Source organism: Mycobacterium lehmannii, assembly GCF_001499925.1.
GTDB lineage: Bacteria > Actinomycetota > Actinomycetes > Mycobacteriales > Mycobacteriaceae > Mycobacterium > Mycobacterium lehmannii.
In genome coordinates this window covers 19,553-42,502 of record NZ_LQIR01000014.1, presented here as the reverse complement: position 1 = coordinate 42,502, position 22,950 = coordinate 19,553, and the positions used below count along the sequence as shown (strand labels likewise).

The window sequence follows — 22,950 nt, the reverse complement described above, 5'->3', positions numbered from 1 at the left end:
GTGGTCTTGAACGAGAACGACTCTGATGGTGTGGATTTGGTCCGCAAGGCGGTCAACCTCTTCACATTTCTCGGCAGTACGCAGCGGCTATTGATCAAGCCTGTCTACACTGTGGACAAATTTGAGCATGTGATGTGGTTCGCCGACCTTCCGGACCATGCTGCCGTGCGGTCGGCACACCGAACCGCAAACCCAGAGCCAGATAGCCCTCTGCTCGAAGTCGACAGGGCGCTACGGCTGGATCCACCGATCCTCCCAGCTGAACTCGAGCCGTGGGTCGAGGGCCCAATCGAGGATGCACACCACGAGCCCATGATCCGTGAGGCCATCTACGTCGGAGAATCAGAGTCCGACAATTTCGATGGCGTTGAGAGCGATGATGACGACGAGAGCGCCGAGACCGAACCGCGGACGATCGAACTGGTCGACGTCCCCGAGGTCGCCGCCGCCTTCGACGCGTGGACGACTGATTGGAGGCTGTGGGCGGAACGAGAGCGCCGCGACAGCGTCGTCCGGAACATTTACAAGGATCTTTTCGGAGTCCACCTCACATCCACCGATCACAGCGAAGAGTTCGAACTAGTCCTGGGAATTGGATGTTTGACGTGGCGGCCTGAGGACCACGAACAGGTGCAGCGACACGTCGCCACCGCACCGATCACGATCAACTTCGACGAAAACAGTGGCATGTTGACCGTCGTAGCGGTGCCGTCGCCCGAAAACGTGTCAATCGAACTCGACATGCTCGACCCGGCGCTGATTCCTAGTCCGTCGAAGATCGACGAGATCCGGCAGTTGGCCGCCGAGTACGAGGGCCACCTCCTCGATCGCCCGGCGATCGGGGACGTTTGTCGCCGCCTCACCCATCGACTCGACGCCAGCGCCGAATACGACGAGGATGCGCTGTCGCCGCACACCGGATCGGCACCGCGGGGCGCTTTCGCTCCAGCACTGATCCTCCGGCGGCGTACCAAGCGAGGGCTGGTCCAGATATACGAGCAGATCGTCAGCCAGATCCAAGCCACCGGTGACGTGCCGGCGGGCGTCCTGCCGCTGATCGATCCGGACCGGCAACCGTCGCAGTCAGACGGAGCGGCCGCGTCCGGCGCAGTGATCACGATCGACGAAGAGGACTTCCTGCCGCTGCCGGTCAATGAGGCGCAACGCAAGATCATCGAGCGGGTCGACCGCAATGCACAGACAGTGGTGCAAGGCCCGCCTGGTACCGGCAAAACGCATACCGCTGCCGCGCTCGTATCGCATCTCCTCGCACAGGGAAAGCGGGTGTTGATCACCGCGCAGACTGATCGAGCATTACATGAAGTCCGCGACAAACTGCCGCGTGAAATTCGGTCGCTTGCGGTGTCGGTTATTGGCCAATCACGCACCGACATGGCCGATTTACGCACCGCCGTCGACAGCATCTCGCAGCGTGCCGACGAGTTCGACCCCGATGAGTCCCGCCGCGCCATCGAAGGTCACCTCGCCAGGATCGACGACCTGCGCCGCCGCCGCGCCGAGACGTACGACAGGCTGATCGCGATCCGCCTGCAGGAGGTAGAGATCCGCAGCGACGGTCCCGAGGAGGACACCCTCGCCGCGATCGCGTACCGCCACCTCGAGCAGGAGCCGCAGCTCTCGTGGATTCGGGAGTTCGACGTCGATCCCAACAACGTAGGCACCAGCGTCTCCTCGGAGGAGATCGTGTGGTGGCGTGAAGTTCTCATGAATTTGGACGTAGCGGAGAACGAGGGCGAAGCTACCCGCCGACTTCCCGCCGTCGAGTCATTGGTGCCGCCTCAGGAGTTCTCCACACTCGTCGTCGCCGAACGACAAGCAATCGCCCACAAGACAAGGTTCGACAACCTACTGTCACACGAGTCGTTCGATTTCGTGAGGTCACTCGCACCAGATGTTCGTGAAGAGTTGCGAAGCCGGGTTTCTGCGTTGGCCGAACGTGCCGGAGCTTTAGAGCGACGCGAGGAAGCTTGGATGAACGAGGCGCTGCGGGATGTTCGCAGCGGTCGTCATCAGATCTGGATGGCCCGGTCCGCGCAAATCAAGTCGCTGGCTGAACAAGTCGAGGTGCTCATCGGACGGATCGGTCCGACAACATCGGTGGCTACTGGTTCGGGCGACGTGGGGGTGCAGCAGCAGATCGCAAAATCCCTACTAGCGCACCTGGATTCAGGCGGAAAGATCAAGACGCTGCCGAACGGCTCGCCAAAGATCGGCGCATTGAGTCCCAAGACAGTGAAGCTGGCCGAGCCGTTCTTCACAGAGGTCAAGATCAACGGATTGCCGGCGGTGACAAAGGAGCAGCTCGCCGCGTTCGTCGACTGGGTGGATGCCAGTCGAACCATCACCGCGATGGATCAAGCCTGGCCCGCCTCAGTTCAGATTCCCGATGAGGACACGCTCGCTGAGGAGCTGCATTGGCACCGCACGGAGGTGGCTCAGCTCGACAAAGTGCTCGAGCTCGGTCAGCAGCTCGAGGTGGAGCGGGCCTGGTTCCAAGCCAACGACCTTCCGGTGCCGGACTGGAACAAGCTTGATGAGATCAGGCGCTACGCCGAACTCGTCGAAGCAGCAACGGCTGCCGACGGTGCGGTCAGCGCATCGGCGCCGGTCGAGGCGCTGGTGGGTTATTTGGAGTCCGAGGCTCGGTGGCCGGACCCACCACAGGTCGTCTCCTCACTGCTGGACGCAGTGCGTAACCGCGACACGGACGCCTACGCAGCAGCTCATAGACGACTGGTTCACCTGCATCGGGTCGCTGAGATGGTCGCTGAGCGCAACCGAGTCCATGCGCGATTGGAAGCCTCTGCACCGCGTCTTGCTGCGGCAATCATGACTAAGCCGGATGCGTCGGAATGGGCCGACCGGTTGCCTTCTTACAGCGACGCCTGGCGATGGGAGATGACCGGCCGCTGGATTATGGCGCAGGACGTCGAAGATGCGAACGCGTTGAAGGTGCAACTCAACGGCATCGAGCAGCAGATCAGAAGCGAGGTCGAGCATCTCGCCGCCGAGCGGGCCTGGGGCCACGCGGTAGCTCCAGGCCGACTAACCGGCCGTGCCCGGGCGAATCTCGCTCAGTATGCGCAGCTCGTCGCCTCGTTGGGCAAGGGCACCGGCAAGTACGCGGCAAAGAAACGCGTCGAAATCACTGAGGCAATGGACCGGTGCCGGTCATCAGTCCCGGTGTGGATTATGCCGATCTACAGGATCGCAGAACAGCTTCGTGTGCAACCGAATTCGTTTGATGTCGTCATCGTCGACGAGGCTTCGCAAGCCGGTCTGGAGGCGACATTCCTGCAGTATCTGGCGCCGAAGATTGTGGTGATCGGTGATGATAAGCAAGTTTCGCCATCAGCGGTCGGTGTCGATCAGCAGCAGTTGCGCGATTTAGCGAATCTGTACCTGGCGAACGACACGTATCGGGCTTCGTGGCTAGATCCGAAGCGGAGCTACTTCGATGAAGCCAATATGCGGTTCGGTGGTCGCATCACCTTGACGGAGCACCGTCGTTGCGTGCCCGAGATCATCGGGTTCTCCAATCGAATTGCCTACGAACCGGAAGGTATTCGGCTTGTTCCGGTACGTCAGTTCGGTGCAGCACGACTCGACCCGATCAAGGTCGTTTATCTCGCGGATGGGTACGAGGCCGATAATAAGACCAATCCTGTGGAGGCTGAGGCGATCGTTGATCAGATCGTGAAATGTCTCGCAGAGCCGGAGTACGACGGCGCCACGTTTGGTGTGATCTCGCTGCTAGGTAAGGAGCAGGCCAGGCTGATCGAGAGCAAGCTGCTCGACGCAGTTCCACCCGAGGAATGGGCGGCGCGCGATCTGCGATGCGGGGACGCCCCCGACTTCCAGGGGTCCGAACGCGACGTCATGTTCCTGTCGATGGTGAAGTCGCCGCGGGAGGACAAGCGGATGGGTGCGTTGACCATGGGCCAATACGTGCAACGATTTAACGTCGCCGCCTCGCGCGCGAAGAATCAAATGTGGGTCTATCACTCAATGCCACGAGACGCACTCACGAATCCCGAGGACATGCGATACCAGCTCCTCGATTACTGCTATGGCGTCGTGAACCGGACGCAGAGCGACGGCGACGCGAATGACTTTGGCCCCGTGCCCGAGGATGTTCTCGTTCCGCCGTTCGACTCGCTGTTCGAGCAGCGAGTATTCAACCGCATCATCGATCGTGGATATACCGTTCTGCCGCAACACGAAGCGATGGGGTACAAGATTGACCTTGTCATTCTCGGTGCACGCGGCCGGCTTGCAGTCGAATGCGATGGAGACTTCTGGCATGGGCCGGAGGCGTACGAAGCAGATCTGGCACGCCAGCGCGAGCTCGAACGGTGCGATTGGAAGTTCTTCCGCATCCGAGAGTCGATGTTCTATGCCGATATGCCAGGAACCTTGGCGAAACTGTGGGAAAGACTCGATGAGTTGGATATCCGGCCTGCGGACTGGGTTGATCCCATCGCCGAAGAAGTGGCTATCCAGCAGGAAGTAGTAACCGAGGAGGCAGCCGATGCCGAATCGGCAGCCGGTGAAAGCGATGGCTCGACCACCGATAGTGAGCGACTGGAAGTGCTTGCAGCGCAGATCGAGCCAGTGTCCCATATTGACGAGACGGTTGAGTCGAAGGTCCCGGTAGCGACGTCATTGGTCGCGGTCGGCCGACACCACGCAGAGGGCGACGACGAGATGGTGCAAACCGTTGACGAAGTGCATTCCTCGGTGCTGCTCGGTGATGGCGAGGGACGGCACCGCGCGTATGACGACGATGCAGACGTCATCGGGATTGCTGCAGGCGCTTCGTCTCTCGAGCCGTACGTGGTGTTTAGAGACCCACTTCCGCCGATCACGGAGAGTCGGTTGAACGAAGTGGTTGCCAACGTGATCCGGATCGTTGAGATCGAGGGGCCGGTGTTGGGTCATCGGGTGCACCAGGCTTATCGCGAAGCCTATGGCGGACAGCGGGTAGGTCGCGAAATTGCGCGTCAACTTAACCAAGCACTCCTACTAGCGGAGCGGCGATCACTCATCGTGTCGAGCAATCCGCTGAACGAACCCGGAGTTAAGCCACGGACGTTCCGGATCGCATCCCAGCCGGAGGTGCTACCGCGGCGATTGGGGCCGCGAAGCCTCGACATGGTTCCACCAGCTGAGGTTGCACACCATCTCCGCCAGTTCTTGACGGAAGATGCCCCCCTCGCTGAGGAGTGTCTATTCCGCGCGGTCCTCGATGTGTTAGGACTCAAGCGTCTGACGGACAACGCGAGGACGGTACTGCGGAAAGCTCTGCGATTGGCTGGGTCTGAGCAGTGAATTCGTGCAGCCCCGGGGAGATCGTTATGCGGCCATCCGCAGTTTCGCGAGGGTATCTCAAGCGACAACAACCCCGAACCGCAACCGCGACCACTCGCAGCGCCGATAAGGTGGCGAGCGGACCATAGGTGGAGTGCGGGCCCGGCGACGAAACCGGCACCGCGCTTGATTTGGGCTGAACAGGATGAGTGTGAGTGGGAGTAAAGTTGGCGGCAGGGGCCAAGTGGCACATATGTAGGGGAGCGGTGCTCTCGAGTGCGGTTGAAGCGAATGACTCTCTCAAGCCATACATCGAGGATGGAGGTGGCATTTACTTCTGGAAACTCCGATTTCGTCCGGAACCGTGGGAATGGAGTGACGCGGCAAGCATGGTGGCTTGGCTCGAAAGCCTGACTACCGGGATTCGCGGGAAATCTCAAATGCGTGCAATTTCGCATATCCTCCAAATTCCGAGCGTCGAGCTAAGGGGGAGGGGCCTCACCAAAGATAAAGCTAACTACCTTCTCCAGTTCCTCAAGACGCCACAATCTAGAATGTGGATGAAGCAATACATAGAATCGTTGGAGAATTTCGCCCCCACGCTATACGTGGGGGAAACGGGGAATTTCCAGAAGCGTGCTGCAGAGCACGTTCGACACGTTACCGACTTTGGCCTCACCGTCCAAGAAAGCAGCGATCTGTCTTGGGAGAAATTAGATTTCCATTACATGGTCCTAAAAGGATTCGAGACTAAGCCCGAGTTGTTACGCAAGTCGGTCGAATACATATCGGCTGCATTGACAATAGCAGGCTTAACCAAGCGGCCAGGCTAGATTTAGGGAGGGCCTAATGACAAGAGCACTAGACGATATCAGGGCGTCAGCACACTTTGATTTTCTTTATGGACGCTTCAACCTATCGAAATGGAAGATTCCATACTTCGCAACGACGGTTTCCCTTGACGACGCTGCCAACGATTTGCATCTTACGTCCGAGATTCCGGGAGGTGAGGAGATCCGGTGGAGCCTTGACGAGCTTTATCAGCGAGACATCGACTGGCGTCGGGTCGAGCAGCGCATTACGCCATACCTGCGTGATCAGGAAAGCCCTCAATTCTTCAATTCGATTACTATCGCACTGCTACCATATGATGCTGAAAGACGAGAGACTACTGACAGTTTCACGGATAGCGACTCCTGGCGCGCTCCTAATCACGAAACTGATGCTCTTTACAAGAAAGAGCTTGTCGTAGGGCCTATAAAATTCGGATTCTGGGATAGCTGGAATGACGTAACCGACGCCGCCTTCCGCAGCGGCCGAATGCGTTGGAACAAAGATCAGATTTTTGGCGTTGCGATCGACGGACAGCATCGGTTAGCCGCGATTAAAACGTTGGTGGGATCATCAGGACAGCCGGCAAACACCGCTCAAACGCGTGTGCCAGTCATCCTTCTAGTGTTCGATGAACGCCTCGGCTATATGGGGCGCCCCGGCAGCTCCACGGTGGAACTACTTCGGCGTCTATTCATTGATCTGAACAAGCATGCTCAGACGGTCAGCCGAGGCCGCCAGATCCTTCTAGACGATCGCGACCCACAATCCTTGTGTGTGCGGGCGGTCCTGCAAGAGGAACTATCGGGTAACTTGGATGCTCTCAGTGACGCACCGCCCAGATTACCTCTTTCGTTAGTGGACTGGCACTCCGAGCAGGCGAAATTCGATACTGGACCATACATTACTACGGTTCTTGGCCTCGACTGGTTGGTAGGCAATGTCCTTGAGACAAAGTCGATAAAGGATTTTACCGACTACTCAGCGGTTGCGAAGCAGATTAAGAAGCTTGAGAACCGGCTTGGCATTGAGCTTCTAGAAGCGCGGGCGCGTCTTCAAGACCTCGAGAGCTTCCAACTGCGGCCATTTGCGTATACGGATTCTGATCTAGATCATATCGAATCTGCATTCTCTGACGTTTGGGGAGGTCCGATTACGAAGATACTCACCAAATTTAGACCCTATGAGCAGCTCATTGCAAAACGTTTGCACGACGGGAGCTTGTCGCTCGATCATCAGCAGTGGTTCCATCTTTTAGAGAGGAAGAAACAGGACACCTACGATGGGCGTGCTGCGCAAGAGTATCGGCAATTCCTGGGGAGGGTCGCCGACAGGCCGGTCGACCCAATCAGCGAGAAGGCATTCGAGGCGACCGCCGCGGGTATCAACGGGTTGAAAGTCGACAACCTTGCGTTCAACGTTGCGTTTCAACGCGCACTTTTGATGGGGTTCCTTGAGTATGCCAAGTTGAGCACACCTGACGTAGAAGCGCTTGCTGTCTCGGAAGAAGAAGAATTCCCTGATTTTGGTGAGTTAGACGCCCCAAGTGATGATTATGAGCCCTCAGCAGACTCAGCTGAGGAGGAATTTGCCGATCCGATCAGGGAAACGAAGCAAGTAATTCTTAGAAGTCAGTATGCTGCGCGCGCGGAGGAATTTATTCAATCTATCAACCGCGTTGTCGACGTGTATCCGGATTTTCTCATGATCGACGGAGAGTTTAGCGACGAAGATGGCCGCGTCGACGAGTTCTGGGCCGGTACACTTCTCAGACAGCCCGAAGATACGATAGATTTCACCCAGTCAGCCTCGGTAAGGGCGCGCGATCTTATATTCTTGGCTGCTGCGATGGTCCTCTATGACGACCGAACCGAGCCCGATGTTATTTCCGATTTCGATACTTTCTGGAACGACTGCACAGCCGATCCGGAGCTTGCTATCACTGCAAGCATTGGTAGAGCAGTGACTCGGTTCTCCAAAGGCGAAGGTAGCGCCGCCGGGCGCGCTATTCGCGGACGCGGCGAGGAATATTCAGAAGAATTTGGGTACGAGGAGGCCCGCCGGCGGCTCTGGTTTCTTTGGCAGGAGTTAGAACTATAGCAGCCGAGTGGGAACGACGGTACCAGCAGTTGCGCTTGCAGCTGTCTCCTGAATTTCGAGTGAGTTCCCGTCGGCCCGACACACGCTTCGAGTCACATGATATCGGGCGGGATCAGAGTCTCGAACGCCGATTAGTCCGCGCTGAGGCAAGACCACATCTGTTCGCTTATCAATCAGATCTTGTCGAAAAGGCTCAAGCGGTTATCAACGAAAAGTCCGCCGCCCTACTTTCGCTTCCGACCGGCGGTGGCAAAACGAGGACTGCGGCAATGGCCGTAATCAATTGCCTTGTCGAAAATTCAGGGACACGGTTCGTTTGGCTGGCTCCCACGATCGAACTCTTAGACCAGGCGATGAATACTTTCGAACTGCTGTGGCGGGAGACTGGTGTTGCGCCAGACATCACTCTTACTCGGCGTGTGGACAAAAAGCGCGAGAATCTCATCTGGTTCACGACGCCACATGCAGTAAACGCTGCGCTCAAGCGGTCAAGGCGATTAGGGAGTTGGGATGTCGTCGTATTCGATGAGGCTCATCAAATGGCGGCTCGAACATACAAGACTGCCGTTGAGGATCTCCGCTCTACTTCAAGGCCAGCATCGGCGCCATTATTAGGCTTGTCGGCCACTCCGGGCAGAACTGATCCGACGGAGACCGCCGACTTGTTGGAGCTTTTTGGGCGGCGGCTATTGCGGAGCGACCGGCTTGGGGATAATCCGGTCGCAGCGCTTCAAGCTAGCGGTGTCCTCGCAAAACTAAATTTCCGAAAGTTTACAGCGCGCAAGATCCCGCGAGAAGATGAGGTAGAGCGGCTCGAAATCGCAGCGCGGGCAGCGCGCGAGTTATTCAATCGTGGGCGCCATCTGCTGATCTTCACTGCATCGGTCGGCGGAGCCTACTTACTGCAGGATATTTTGTTAGGTCTCGAAGTTGCTGCTAGAGCCATCGATTCTGATTCACCGATCACCGAGCGCGTCGGCGCCCTCGCGGCATTTGCAACTCGCGAAATAGGAGTTTTGATCAATCAACGGTTACTCGCGACGGGATACGATTGCCCGGCGGTCACCGACGTCTTTCTCCTGCCGGAAGTTGGCAGTCCTATCTTATTTGAGCAAATGGTTGGTCGTGCGGCGCGAGGGCCACGTACGGGTGGATCGTCGGTGGCAACAGTTTGGGAGTTCGATGATCATTTAGCGCTGCACGGACTTCCAAGCTCCTATTACCGCTATCGCGATTATGACTGGTCGTAGGCGGTTGCGATGTCTGCATACAAGAAGTCATTGAACGGGTTCATCCTGCGCAGCCCGCCCGCCGCGGCGGCGTGCGGGCTTGTGAACCCCTTGCCCTGCCACAGCTAGGATCCGAGCACCGGCGGCTCGGTGAGACCCAGGTGGCTGACCGGCGCAGCTTGTCGGCAGGCTGTGTAAGAGTTGTGGTCCACCCGCGTGGCTGCTTCGGAACACCCCGCTCGGAGAATAGGATTGGCGCGATGGTCTACCTCGACTACAACGCTTCAACACCGGTTGACCCGCGAATACTCCCGGGCATGATTGAAGCGTTCGACTCATTCGGCAACCCCTCCAGTCTTCATCATCGTGCTGGCCAAATGGCTGCTGAATTGATCGAGGAAGCGCGCGGCCGTGTCGCTCAACTTGTGGGACGTCCGGCACAAAACGTGATCTTTACTAGTGGTGCGAGCGAAGCGGCGGCGCTCGCTCTGCTCGGTTCTATGCTAGGGGCGCAGAATCGTCCGAATATCGTCGTGTCTTCGACAGAGCACAAAGCCATCCTGGAGGCGGCGGAGCTTGGTGCGCGGCTTAGCGGGGGGCAGGTACGTTATGTGCGCGTCGACCGTAACGGCGTATTAGATCTCAACGAATTTCAACGAGTGGCTGATTTTTCAGTCTCCGTGGTTGCTGTGATGGCGGCCAATAACGAGACCGGTGTCCTGGGACCGTTGAGTGAAGTCGCAAACATCGCAAAGCGTCAGGGCGCGTTGGTTCTCGTTGACGCGACCCAATTGGTGGGCAAGGGTTCGCTAGCTGAAGTAAGCGCCGTCGCCGATCTGTTCGTCATCAGCAGTCACAAGATTTATGGGCCGAAGGGCGCTGGGGCCTTGGTCGCGGATCGCCATACCCAAAAGTTATTAGTTCCGGTTGCCTCCGGCGGAGGGCAAGAGCGGGGCTTGCGTGGCGGCACCCAAAACACGCCGGCGATCGTCGGGTTCGGTTTAGCTGCCGAGCTTGCCTTGAAGGAGCAAACGAGCGACACCGCGCGCATGAATGCCCTGGTCGAGAAGCTACTTGCCAAACTGAGAGGCGGCCTCGACGAATTCGTAGTTAACGGGGCGGGGGTGCCGAAGCTCTGCAATACGCTAAACGTCAGATTTGTCGGCGCAGATGCTGAAGCAGTGATGGCGTCTATGTCTGATGTGGAGGTATCTGCTGGTTCCGCGTGCCAATCGGCTGTTTCTATGCCATCGCACGTCCTTCTAGCGATGGGGATGACCGGACATGAAGCATCCGAGTCATTGCGTATTTCCCTCGGGCGGCCAACCACAGAGGACGACGTGATTCACGCGTCGCGATCGATAAGCGCGGCTGTGACGCGGGTCCGCGAAATGGCGTCTGACTACTAGAATAGAAAGGGCGATCCGTGACGCTTGAGCAAGTTGCGATGCCAATGTTCGCTAATCATCAGACGTTTCACCCTCGCTTCGGTTGGATCAAGAAGGGCTACAACGCGGCGTCGCGGAATCCGAACATCTTCAATGAGAAGACAGCCCCGGTTGAGCTCGGAGTCGGTAAGAACATGGTGGAGGCGATTCGTTTCTGGTCACTAGCCACGAAGGTAATCACGCGGCGTCCTCATCCTGACCGGCCGCGAACTTCCGTGTACACGCCGACATGCATCGGCCAGGCGCTTCTAGATGACCGCCTTGGGTATGACCCGTTCATCGAAGACACAGTCACACTCTGGATTTTGCACTGGCACGCCGTCTCGGAGAGGACAATCCTTCCCGTCTGGCGTTTGGCGCTCAACGACTTTGGCGGGCTGGAGTTCACCGAGGCCGAACTGCTTGACTACTGCCTTGACGAGATCGCTGCCACGACCTGGGGCCGGCCAATGAAGAGCAGCGTGCAGAAAGATGTCGATTGCCTTCTACGCATGTATTCGCGACGGGAGACAAAGGGGCGTCAGACAGTCGACGACTTACTGGACTCGCCCTTTCGCGAACTAGGGTTGATCCGTCCCTCTCAGACGTCTAAGCGGCACGCCTACAGGATTATTCGCGGAAGCAAGCCAACTCTCCCTGCCACCGCGATCACCTACGCCTGTCTCGATTATCTGAGTCGAGGCGCCCGCGGGACGCAAACCGTCACTCTCACTCGGCTTGCAGCAGATCCGGGCTCTCCCGGCCGCATCATGAAAATCACTGAAAAGGACATTGCGGATGCGATTGAAGAATCTCAGTCTGTTGTCGGTCACCTACGTCTCGTTCGGCCGGCTGGTTCCAGGCAGCTCGCTATTAGTGCGCCCGCCAACGATGTCGCATTTGAGTTGCTCGCCGCCAGGCGTGCGCAACATGGTTCTGAGGTTTCGGCACTCACGGATTGCGCCCTTGTGGGAGTTGCGGCGACTGAGCCGCGTCTGGGCGACGCGAGCGTCGAACGGGTTCTCCGCAAAGCCGAACGGACACGTGCACAGACGGGTATCGATGCAGCGTGACAACCAACCTCGCGGACTACGTACGGCCGAATAGTCGCTTTAGCCGGTCTGCTAACGTCGAGCGAGATCACGGCGGCGCAGTCATCGACGGATATATTCCGACCGGCCGCGCGCTTGATGTCATCTCGAGGGTGGCGAGCGGAATCGCAGATCCGACTGTGGGGCGAACCTTCACCATTACCGGCCCGCACGGCGGCGGCAAGTCGTCGCTAGCAGTTTTCCTTGATGGGCTACTCGCCGGATCATCTAGCTCTGAGTTCAAGCGTGCACACTCGATTCTCAAGAACGTTGCGCCCGATATCGATTACGCTCTCCGGGCAGCGATTCGCTCCGTAAACACGGGTAACTCTGGTTTCGTGCGAGCGTTTGCGACTGCACGTTGCGAACCGGTGGCCACGACCATCGCTCGTGCGCTACATTCCGGCGCGCAGCGACATTCAGTGGGCATTCGCTCGCTTATTCCGGCAGAATTCGGGAAGGGCAAACTTGACGCAGCTTCCGACAGCGTCCGTTCGGTCATTCACGAGTTGACGCAGCGCAGCCCCGTGCTTCTGGTACTGGACGAATTTGGGAAGAATCTCGAGTATTTCGCGACCTCAGGCAGCGATGGGGATCCCTTCCTCCTGCAAGAGCTAGCTGAGATGACTCAGGGCGATCGGGCTGTCCCCCTGGTAATTATCACCATGCAGCACCTCTCTTTCGATGATTACGTGCAACGTAGCTCAGCGACCCGCCGTCGTGAGTGGGCGAAGGTTCAAGGTCGTTTCCAGGACATCCCATACATCGAAACCCCCTCGCAGTCACGCAGGCTCATCGCTTCCACGCTCGAACAGCAGGAGCCATTTCGACGCGCAGCGGATAGCTGGGTAGCCGATCATCGAATTTCACTCGAATCACTCGGTTTACGGGACCTTGTGGATGACGCGGCGCCCGCGATGCCGTTGCATCCAGTCGCCCTGGCCGTCCTTCCTGAACTTTGCAATCGGTATGGCCAGAACGAGCGCACTCTCTTCTCTTTCTTGGCGGGTTCCGAGCCTTCCGCGCTACCCGCCTTCCTCGAGAAGACGGCGTGGAAACCAAATGAAGCCATCCCGTTTGCTGGTCTGGATCTGCTTTACGACTACTTTCTGGAATCTTCTGGGAGCATGATCGGCGTGGCTGACAGCGCTAGCCGCTGGATCGAAATCGAAACCCGTATCCGCGACACGCCCGGGTTGACTTTGATGGAGCTTAGGGTTCTGAAGACGATCGGTCTCCTGAATCTTGTGGCCAGCGGAGGCCGGATTAGAGCTTCAGAGGCTATGCTGCGTCTGACGTTAGGGGTCGACGTCGAGAGTGGCGGGGAACTCGAGAGCCACATTGCGTCGCTAATCGATGCGGGTTTGATCACATATCGGGCGTTTTCTGATGAGTACAGGATATGGCAGGGGTCCGATTACAACCTCCGCAAGGTGATTGAAAACGCCCGAAGCAATTATTCGGCGACTGATCTGAGCGAGTTGCTGAGCTATGCGTCAAACCTCGACCCGGTTATTGCGGGACGACACAGCCAGCGGACCGGAGTACTGCGCGTCTTTGCGCGAATCTTCGACCGCGGGGATGGAGGCAGGCTCGATAAGCTTGATTCGGAGTTCGACGGGGTGATCTGCTATTCGACGGATCCGAAACTTGATACGTTGTCTGCCCCCCGTCCCGCAGACGGGCGTCCAGCGATCTTCGTGATTCCAGCGGATATCTCGGCGGTCCGCCACGCCGCGATAGACGCCGCAGCGCTGAACTCGGCCCTGCAGAGCGCGAAGTCGGAGGGAGCGGATTGGGTCGCTCAAACCGAGCTAGTTGAGAGAGCATCCGCCGCGCAGCAGAGGCTACAGATGGTGATCGCTGATACGTGGAATGTGCGTGCGCGCTGGGTTCTCGCTGGGACCAAAGTTCCGCTCGACCCCTCTGCTGGCGTTTCCGCGCTTCTGTCTGATGTAGCTGATGTGATCTACTCGCGGACGCCTCACATCGCGAATGAAATGATCGCTCGTCGGGAGCTGACGAGCCAGGGGGCGAAGGCGCGCCGAACCCTCACAGATGCTCTACTGGCTCATCGAGAGGCTGAAGCATTTGCGATAAAAGGGTACGGCCCCGAGCGGGCTATTTACGAGGCGGTCTTCCGAAAGACTGGTATCCACCGAAGGTCAGATACTGGGCATTGGGAGCTGCGCTCTCCGTCAGACCGCAGTTGGAAGCCCGCATGGTCTTTGATGAATAGGCTGTTTGACTGCGCTGTGGATGAGCGCACGAGCCTCGCCTCTATTCGCGACAGCATGACGCTGCCTCCCGTGGGGCTGAAGGACGGGATCGTTCCTCTACTCCTTATCGCCGGTCTCGTCGTCCGTGGTGACGATATTGCTCTCTACGAGCATGGGACCCTGGTCCTATCGATCGATGACGCTGTCGCAGAACGACTTACGAAGAACCTCGGCCACTTCACGATTAAGAACACCGAAGTCGCGCATGGTAAGCGATCCGTCGTGATTGACTCCCTTGCGACCCGAATGGGTATCACGAATCCCCACCGCGCCAGTACGCCAACTTTCCTGAACGTTGCTAGTGCGCTTTACCGTGAGCTACGTTTACTGCCCCCGTACTCTCAGAAGACGCGAGTTGCTTTGTCTCGTCAGGCGATCGCCGTGAGGGAGGCTTTTCATCAGGCGACAGAGCCCGATGTACTACTCTTTGAGACGCTCCCGGGAATCTTCGGTATGGAACCGTTTCGGGGACGAGGGCGGCTGGAGAGCAAGGTTGCGGATGAGTTCGCAGACCGTCTAGCCAAGACAGTTCGTGAGCTCCGCGAAGCCTATCCAAGACTGTTGACGTCGATACGACAGCAGTTGGCAGAAGCAACGTCAACATCGAGTGACCTTGGGGAGCTGCGTCAGGCATTATCTGCTGACGCGACGCGGCTTGATGGAAACATCCTGGAGCCTAGACTGAAGGCATTCGTCGGGGCGCTTTGTCGTCCAATGGACGACGATGAATGGTTGGAAAACCTCGCAATGGTGGTCTGTGAGGGCCAAGCACCTCGCGTCTGGACCGACGACGTAGCCGGACGGTTTTTTCTCAGGGTTGCAGAGTTGGGCGGCGCATTACGGCGCACATCTGCTCTACTGCACGACCGTCTTGCCGCAAACAAGACGCACGGGTACGCCTCGAGTCGGATGACTCTTACAAGACCTGATGGCACTGAGACGATCGAACTCTTGGCTCTCACCGAGCCGGAGAAAGCGGCCCTCGATCCCCACTTCGAGAGATTGCTCGACACCATCATGGAGAACGGAGTGTCGAGGGCAGCCGCTTGTCGGATACTGATGGCAAGGTTGGCGATAGAGCACGAGAACGCCGAGCCATTGGGGACAGGCAGTGGCCAGGAGAGGAACCAAATCAATGGTTGACACTGTACGACATATTTGCGGCATTAGCGGTGGAAAAGACTCGAGCGCTTTAGCAGTGTTCCTGCGAGACCGCGTGCCGCAGATGGAGTACTTTTTCTGCGACACAGGTGCCGAGCTACCCGAAACCTATGAGTACCTGGACCGTCTCGAGACGGCACTCGCGAAGCCCATTGCGCGCCTTAACGCGCGAAAGGGTTTCGACCACTGGTTCGACGTTTATCGCGGAACCTTGCCGTCCCCTCAGATGCGCTGGTGCACAAAGAAGATGAAGATCGAACCCCTAGAAGAGTGGATCGGAGACGCTCGGGCGGTGTCGTACGTAGCAATCAGAGCCGACGAGCCCAGCCGTAAAGGATATGTAAGCACCAAGCCAAATATTCGCACGGTCCTGCCGTTTGTCGAGAATAATATCGATCACGACGGTGTATTGCGGATCTTGGAACAAGCCGGTATAGGGCTGCCGAAGTACTACGAATGGCGTACGCGATCTGGTTGCTACTTCTGCTTCTACCAACGCAAGGCTGAGTGGGTGGGACTAGCCGAGCGGCATCCCGAGTTGTTTCAGCGGGCCATCGCGATCGAGTCGAAGGTTCGACAAGATGCGGGCGCAGACGGGGATGCTTCGTTTGGTGATTATGCGATGAAGGGCCGCCAATACACGTGGTCCGGTAGTGAGTCTCTACCAGACCTTCTGTCTCGGCGTGAAGAGATTCTTGCGCGACACGCAGAAGCGCAAGAACAAGCTAAGAAGCGCAAGAAGAACCGGCCGGTATGGGAGGTCCTAGGCGATGCGCTCGACGATGACGACGACACGACGCAGTGTTCGGTGTGTGCACTCTAAGGTGGTGTTTTCGCTCGCTAGTCCCGCAATGCCACGCCGTTGACGAACTCCATGACGAGATCGCGCATGACAAGTAGTAACCCCCGCCGACAGCGTGGCTTCAGGTAACGCGCCTTGCGCACTGGCATATTTCCTAGAAGCGCTAGATCGGGCCATTTGGAGGGATGTGCCGAACGATGCAGAACCGGTCTATCGCTAGGCAACGCACCGCAATAGGTCGCAGCGACCTTTCGATGCCCGTGAGGCATGCTCTACGTGACGGCGTGATGCTGCTAGATCGCTCAGTTCTCGATTATGGTTGTGGCCGAGGCCAGGATGTCCAGAGGCTCCGGCGCATGGGCTTCGAGGCGAATGGATGGGATCCGTTCTACGCTCCCGAGACCGCTCTCGGCGTCAATGATGTCGTATTCCTCAACTATGTCCTGAATGTTATCGAGGACCCTGTCGAACGGCGACAGACTCTCGAGACAGCTTGGGATCTCACTTCGCGGGCACTGATCGTAGCGTGCCGACTCAAATGGGAGCTCAGCTCCGTTACCGGGGTGTTTCTCGGCGATGGACTTGTCACGAGTCGCAATACGTTTCAGCACTTTTTCAGCCCAAACGAACTCCGGAAGTTCGTCGAGGATGTAACCGGAACCCGGTGCGTTTCGCCCACACCTGGTGTCGTGTATGTGTTCCGCAAGGATGAAGACAGATTCTCGTACCTCGCACGAGGAATGATTGAAGACTTCAAATGGACCGATAGCGGCGACTACGCGTCGGCTGTCGCGGAATTGGTTTCGTTCACCGAGCGACGCGGTCGACCGCCACTCTTCGAGGAGATACCAGACGAGCTCCTTCCGGTTCTTGGCTCGCTGTCCCGTCGCGCTATGCTAGACGCCATCGAGAAAGGAGCGTCGCCCGAACGCGTCGCTGAGGGGTTCAAACGGTCGACTCTCGATACGCTGTTGTACCTCGGTACTTCGATATTCAACGGCCGCCCGTCGTTAAAGGACCTTCCCTTAACGGTTCAAGCGGATATCAAGCATTGTTTCAGGAGCTATCGGGAAGCGTGTACTCGCGCTGACCGGCTATTATCGAAGATTCGCGACGATACGTATGTCCGGGGTGCTATGCGGAATTCGCCGGGCAAGCTCACGGCCACAGCTCTCTACGTACATCGGCGTGCGGTGTCGAAAATCCCTGTGGTTCTTCGCCTCTACGAATACTGTGGCTTCGTCGCGGCGGGACGACCAGACGGCTGGAACATTCTCAAACTTGACCACCGGGGCAGGCGAGTTTCGTGGTCATCGTATCCTGCCTTCGACACAGATCCACATCCGACCTTGGACTGGACCTACGGCGTCGAGATGACCTCACTTGAAGCGAGCTACCAGCGTTTCGGTGACCGGTTGAACCGTCCGCTGCTTCACCGTAAAGAGGAGTTCCTTGACCGGGACGATCCGAACTACGACAAGTACAGTCGTCTGACTGCAGCAGAGGTCCGCGCGGGCTTATATCAAAATCCAACAATAATTGGCCTCGAAGAAGGGTGGAGGGCCGAACTCGAACGCTGTGGTGTGCAGTTTCGTGGCCATCGAATAACCAAAAAGCGAATTGTTTGATGGTTATGAGAAGCACCGTTCGACGATTTTCGCTTTTCCCACCGACAGAGCCACGATTGAAGATCTGGTCCGAGTCGCGGCTCGGAACACGCTCCGGCTTATGCGGAGATCAGCGCGTCTTCCGGCGGAGCGCAGGGTTCAGGGTCAACCTTTCGGGTGGCCGAACAGGCTGAAAGCGTTCCAAAATATTGCGACGTGGCCCGTCCCGGCGCGCTGATTGTCTGAGCCTACGCATCGGCGCGGGGTCCAATTGCCGCCGTCGCCCACCCCGTCGTAGTTCAATCGACGAATGGGGGCAATCGATGATGCGGCGTCCGCCGCAGCAGAACCAGCAGAACAATCTGTCCACGAGGTCATCCTTGAGATGCTTGAGCAGGATGTCGGGCTCAACGCGGCGGTTAAGGATGCTGTACTCAACGCGCTCGCCGAGGTCGTCGACCAAGAGTCCGACGGCACAGAATCGCAGTCGACACCGACCTTCCTGACAAGTATCTCGGTCGCGGGCTTCCGGGGCATCGGCCGCCAGGCCCGTCTCGACCTGTACCCGGCGCCCGGCCTGATGGTCGTCAGCGGCCGCAACGGCTCCGGCAAATCTAGCTTCGCCGAAGCGCTCGAACTCGCCCTTACCGGCACGAGCTACCGCTGGCTGCAGAAGGCTACCCTCTGGTCGGAGTCGTGGCAGAACCTGCACCACGCCGACCCGTGCGCCATCCGCGTCGGCTTCACCGCCGAAGGCACCGGCCCGTTCACCATCGGAATGACTTGGTCACCCGGCGCGGCCCTGACCGACCGCAAGACTTGGACGCAGATCGGTTCCGGCGAGCACGTCGAGGGCACCCACGGGTTGGGCTGGACGCGCGCCCTTGAGCTGTGGCGGCCCGTCCTCTCCTACGACGAACTCGGCCGGTTATTCGACGGCGGGCCTTCGGCGCTCTACGACGCGCTCGCCAAGCTGCTCGGCCTCGAAGTGCTCGCCGATGCCGAGAAATGGCTTACGGCTGAGCTCAAGTCGACGAAGGCCGTCCGCGCCCGCGCAGACGATGAACGCAAGCGCCTGCTCACGCTGCTCGCCGAGTCGGCCGACGAACGAGCCCAGCACGCAACAAAGTTACTCAAGAAGAAGAGCGCCGATTTCGACGACGTTCTCGCGTTGGCCACCGGTGCCGAGGATCCGGGACTGCAGGTCGTCCCCGCCCTGCGCCGACTGGCCCAACTCGACACCCCCACCCTCGACGACATCGACGACACCGCAACTCGACTACGCAACGCCGCTCAGGCCGCCGCCGCGACCGCAAGCACCATCGCCGAAAGCGCCAGCCAGCGCGTGGAACTCCTACAAGCAGCGATCCGCTTCCACGATCACGCCGGCGACACCGACTGCCCGGTCTGCGGACAGGGCCGAATCGACGACGAATGGGCGGCCCGCACCCGTGAGTCCATTGCGAGCAGTGAAGAGTCCCTAACCGAATATCGGTCCGCTACAGCAGAACTCGGAAACTCGAGGGCCTCGGTCGCTTCGTTGCTCGACCGCTTGCCTGAAGTTGAGGCGGTCGATGGCGTCGACCTGCCCGCAATCCCCGCATTCATCGCGGCGGTTCAAACCGCGCGACAGGTTCCCGACGGGGACGAGGCGCTCGCAACGCATCTCGAATCGACGCTGGTCACCGTCGTCGATGCGGCGGAGGCAATGCGGGCACAGGCCGACGAGGCACTCAAGCAGCGCGAAGGTGCATGGGCACCGCTGGCGGCGCAGATCGGCGGATGGGTGCCCGTCGAGAAACAAGCCCGCGCGCTCGATGACACGGTCAAGACGATGACTGCGGCCAAGAAGTGGATGGTCGATCACGCCGCGTCGTTCCGGAACTCGCGGCTCGAACCCATTGCGGCACAGGCCCGCCAGATCTGGAGTGAATTGCGGCAGGAGAGCAATGTCGACCTCGGCGACATCACGCTGGAGGGCACCGCGACGCGTCGGCGCGCCTCGCTGAGCGGGTCGGTGGACGGCAAGCCCACGAAGGCGCTGTCGGTGATGAGCCAGGGCGAGCAGCACGCCCTTGCCCTCGCGTTGTTTCTGCCGAGAGCCATGGCCGCCGACAGCCCCTTCCGATTCATCGTGCTCGACGACCCCGTCCAGGCGATGGACCCTGCCAAGATCGACGGGTTCGTCCAAGTCCTCTCCGAAGTCGCCCAGACGCATCAGGTCATAGTGTTCTCCCACGACGACCGGCTGGCATCCGTGATCCGCGACACCGGTGTCGACGCCCGGCTTGTGGAGGTCGTTCGCGGAGCCGACTCCAAGGTATCCGTCCACGACAACGTTAACCCGGCTCTGCGGGCCGTCGACGACGTCTTTGCCCTCATCAAGGACGACCGCCTACCCGACGACATACGGGCGCGCGTCCTGCCCGGATTGTTCCGCATCGCGGTGGAATCGGCTGCCCGACAGGCGTTCTACACCAAGCAATATCTGGCCGGCCGCGCCCGCGCAGAGTCCGAAGAGGTGTGGGCTTCGGCGAAGAAAACCTCCTCGCGGTTGGCGCTGGCGGTACACGGCGATCCGGGTTCGGATCTCACCGGCTGGCTCGACGCGAAGAAAGAACGTCGTCGCACACTCAAGCTGTGCAACGCCGTGCACACGGAAGCCGCGGGCATCGGGATGCCAGAGGCGCGCGAACTCGAGCGCACCGTCGAGACGGTGCTGGGGTTGCGATGAAAGCCGCCGAACTTCTCGGTCAGGCTCAGCGGATCCTGGCCACCCGTGGCGGGCACTCGCCGCGGTTGGCGGCATTTCTGGCGCGTCGGGCACTTGAGGAGGTCGTCGACCAGCGATGCGCCGACCTCGACGCTGAGGCACGATGGGCGACGACACGCAGCAAGCTGTTGATCCTGCGGGCGCTCGACAGTCCAGACGCGGCCGACAAGGCGGCGGTGGCGTGGCACCGGTTGAGCAAGGCGTGTCATGTCCACGCTTTCGAGATGCAGCCGTCGGCCGCCGAGGTCGAGAACATGTGCGGGGTCGTCGCGGAGCTGCTGCCGTAATTCGGTGATCTTGAGTTGATAGGTCGTCAGCCCGGACCTCGGGCGGCTTCTATCGGCTGTCGGCATCGAGGCTGCCGATTGCGGTTGTTGCACCCAATCAGAGTGCATCGCCGCTGCTTACGGGCGACTTGTCAGTGCTCGGCATTACTGTGTGGCGATGCGTTGGTTCTCCCGCCCCGAATGTGACGACAGCCGTCAACTTCGCGTGGCGCCACGATTGGCTTCCTGGGAGAAGTCAGATCATCCCGATCAAGTCCGACTTCGTGCATACCTGGATGACACTGAAGACCTGCTGTCATCCTCGCGAATCGACGGTCCGTGCTCGCTTAGGCTTGATGTCGGCGTCCCCGCAGAACGGGACCTCCTCGACATGGCGGACCTCGACAACTACGCGTACCCGCTTGCTGCCCGTTTGAAGGACCGCGACCTCGTGTCGGTGTGGTGCACAAAGCAACATCGCGAGTCGTCGTTGGTCAGGATTTGCGCCGCGCAGGAGGTGGCGCCGCCGTCAGAAGGCGTGCTGCTAGCGAGAACCACCGCGTCCTCTGATAGTCCCGACTTCAAGAGGCAGGTCTATGCCGTAGTGGCTGACGCGGAACAACTGCCACCGGGGCCCGTCCGACTCGAACTCGCGTTCGTCGTGGGACCACGCAGAAACTGGTTGAACCTATGGAAGCCAGCGATTGACTCACTCGATCCCCTTCTGGGGCAAGGGCTACCGAAACGCCCGTGGCATCCGCTCGACGGCAGGATTACGGAGCTCGGCATGCACGTGACGGTCGACGGTGCTCGTCAGTGGAATGTGGATATCGGTATAGCCGCCTCGCCGGCTTGAATATCGGCACCCCGTCTAGATGTACATCTAGACCGGCTCTTCGGCTCTCTTGCCACCACCGGACCGGACGGACATCCAAAGCAGGACATCAAGAATTCTTAATTCAGAGACCGATCCGGGCACACTGGCTGATCGCGAACGCAGTTCGCCCAGCCAGTCCCACAGTCGCAATTGATCTTCGCTAAGAACGAATCGGAACTTCCACCAATAGCCAACTGTGTCCATACCCGTCGCCTGCTGTACGAAAGTGCCCCAGATCGGAAGGAGGCGAGGACGTTTCGCCGCCAATAGTTTGCTGGTCGTGGTTGGACCTAGACCGTCACGACCTCGTCTGAGAATCTGCCACAGCTGGCTCGCTCGCGAGTCCGAATCGAGCAGCTCGGGATTGGCATCGATGATATCGAGATCGTCGGGGATCTGCCGGAGCAACCGGTGGATGATTTCCGCATCGCGGCCGAGGAGCCGAATGGCCGCCTTAGCAGGTACAGTGACGCTCAGCATCGAGACCGCGACGAAATCCTCGGCTTTCAGCGCGTACGGATCTGCGTTCATTCTCGCGATCGCCTCGAAGCGCGATCCCGTATAGAGCGGCAGCTGTTCATCATCGACCGCGTAGTAGTCGTGAAGGACTTTGAGCGCGGCGTCCGTGTCACAGCTGACCACCAAGGCGGGCCACGATTGTCGCCAGTCGGAATAGTCCGGTCTCTCGGTCACCTCGGTAGCTCCCTCGTGTCAGCCATCCTCGGCGTCAGGCTTCGTCGATTCTTTGAGCCCAGGAGTAGCTGATCCTATTCTCCATCAGCCATTTCGACGGGAAGTCGACGATGTCCATCCAATGGTCGCTGGGACCCGGCACCTTGATCTCCCGATTCCGGATGCCGGTAGCGAACAGTTCGACTAGACCGTCGTCATCTGCCGCCCTCAGAGCATTCCTCAGTTCCGCGACTTCGGTCGCATCGATGTGAAAAATCTTGCTGAGGTCGTCAGCCCAGCCTCTCCCGTCGTCAGACACGTAGATGGTGAAGCCATCGGGGGAGTCATGGGCCCAAATCTCTAGATAGTGATTCATGCCGCTACCGGGATCGATTGGCGCTTCGCCTTCGTAAACCTTCGTGCTGCCGGACGGCACCCGTAAATGCCAGTCGTCTCGGTAGATTGCCTCGCCGGGTGTCGATGGCGTCATCGCAAGTTCCTTCC

At 59.0% G+C, this 22,950-nt stretch carries 13 protein-coding genes; 11 read left to right on the top strand and 2 right to left on the bottom strand.

All coding sequences use genetic code 11. The features are described 5' to 3' along the window. The 11 genes from AU192_RS10500 (at position 1) to AU192_RS10450 (ending at position 21,753) form a co-directional block, all read left to right on the top strand. On the top strand, positions 1–5,352 hold the full coding sequence (locus tag AU192_RS10500; protein WP_064395791.1) for an AAA domain-containing protein: 5,352 nt from the start codon (positions 1–3) through the stop codon (positions 5,350–5,352). A gap of 828 nt (positions 5,353–6,180) precedes the next feature. Next, positions 6,181–8,262 carry a DNA sulfur modification protein DndB gene (locus AU192_RS25065; RefSeq protein ID WP_082694971.1) on the top strand — a complete coding sequence of 694 codons (2,082 nt, stop codon included), beginning with the start codon at positions 6,181–6,183 and terminating at the stop codon, positions 8,260–8,262. A gap of 59 nt (positions 8,263–8,321) precedes the next feature. After that, positions 8,322–9,512: a DEAD/DEAH box helicase gene (locus AU192_RS25060; RefSeq protein ID WP_242656933.1), complete on the top strand. Its 1,191-nt coding sequence runs from the start codon at positions 8,322–8,324 to the stop codon at positions 9,510–9,512. 239 nt (positions 9,513–9,751) lie between these two features. After that, positions 9,752–10,900: a cysteine desulfurase family protein gene (locus tag AU192_RS10485; protein WP_064395785.1), complete on the top strand. Its 1,149-nt coding sequence runs from the start codon at positions 9,752–9,754 to the stop codon at positions 10,898–10,900. Positions 10,901–10,917: 17 nt separating this feature from the next. Next, a complete protein-coding gene (locus tag AU192_RS10480; protein ID WP_064395782.1) occupies positions 10,918–11,991 on the top strand; it encodes a DUF4007 family protein in 1,074 nt (357 codons plus the stop codon). Then, on the top strand, positions 11,988–15,431 hold the full coding sequence (locus AU192_RS10475; RefSeq protein WP_064395779.1) for a hypothetical protein: 3,444 nt from the start codon (positions 11,988–11,990) through the stop codon (positions 15,429–15,431). Before AU192_RS10480 ends, AU192_RS10475 begins: the two co-directional genes overlap by 4 nt. Further along, positions 15,424–16,272 (top strand): phosphoadenosine phosphosulfate reductase family protein, encoded by an 849-nt coding sequence (locus AU192_RS10470; protein WP_064395777.1) that lies wholly within the window; start codon positions 15,424–15,426, stop codon positions 16,270–16,272. Before AU192_RS10475 ends, AU192_RS10470 begins: the two co-directional genes overlap by 8 nt. A 164-nt stretch (positions 16,273–16,436) precedes the next feature. Then, entirely contained in the window at positions 16,437–17,879 is a 1,443-nt protein-coding gene (locus AU192_RS25055; protein ID WP_341271747.1) for a DNA phosphorothioation-associated putative methyltransferase, read from the top strand. A gap of 364 nt (positions 17,880–18,243) precedes the next feature. Continuing rightward, a complete protein-coding gene (locus AU192_RS10460) occupies positions 18,244–20,592 on the top strand; it encodes an AAA family ATPase (protein ID WP_242656927.1) in 2,349 nt (782 codons plus the stop codon). Continuing rightward, entirely contained in the window at positions 20,589–20,918 is a 330-nt protein-coding gene (locus tag AU192_RS10455) for a hypothetical protein (RefSeq protein WP_064395772.1), read from the top strand. Before AU192_RS10460 ends, AU192_RS10455 begins: the two co-directional genes overlap by 4 nt. Positions 20,919–21,075: 157 nt before the next feature. Further along, positions 21,076–21,753: a hypothetical protein gene (locus tag AU192_RS10450; RefSeq protein WP_064395849.1), complete on the top strand. Its 678-nt coding sequence runs from the start codon at positions 21,076–21,078 to the stop codon at positions 21,751–21,753. Positions 21,754–21,780: 27 nt separating this feature from the next. Here AU192_RS10450 and AU192_RS10445 read toward each other — a convergent pair whose 3' ends face one another. Then, complete coding sequence (locus AU192_RS10445; protein ID WP_064395770.1) at positions 21,781–22,467, bottom strand: DUF6308 family protein; 687 nt, start codon at positions 22,465–22,467, stop codon at positions 21,781–21,783. Positions 22,468–22,501: 34 nt separating this feature from the next. Next, positions 22,502–22,936, bottom strand: coding sequence for a hypothetical protein (locus AU192_RS10440; protein ID WP_133148022.1), 435 nt, complete (start codon positions 22,934–22,936; stop codon positions 22,502–22,504). Between the last annotated feature and the right edge of the window lie 14 nt (positions 22,937–22,950).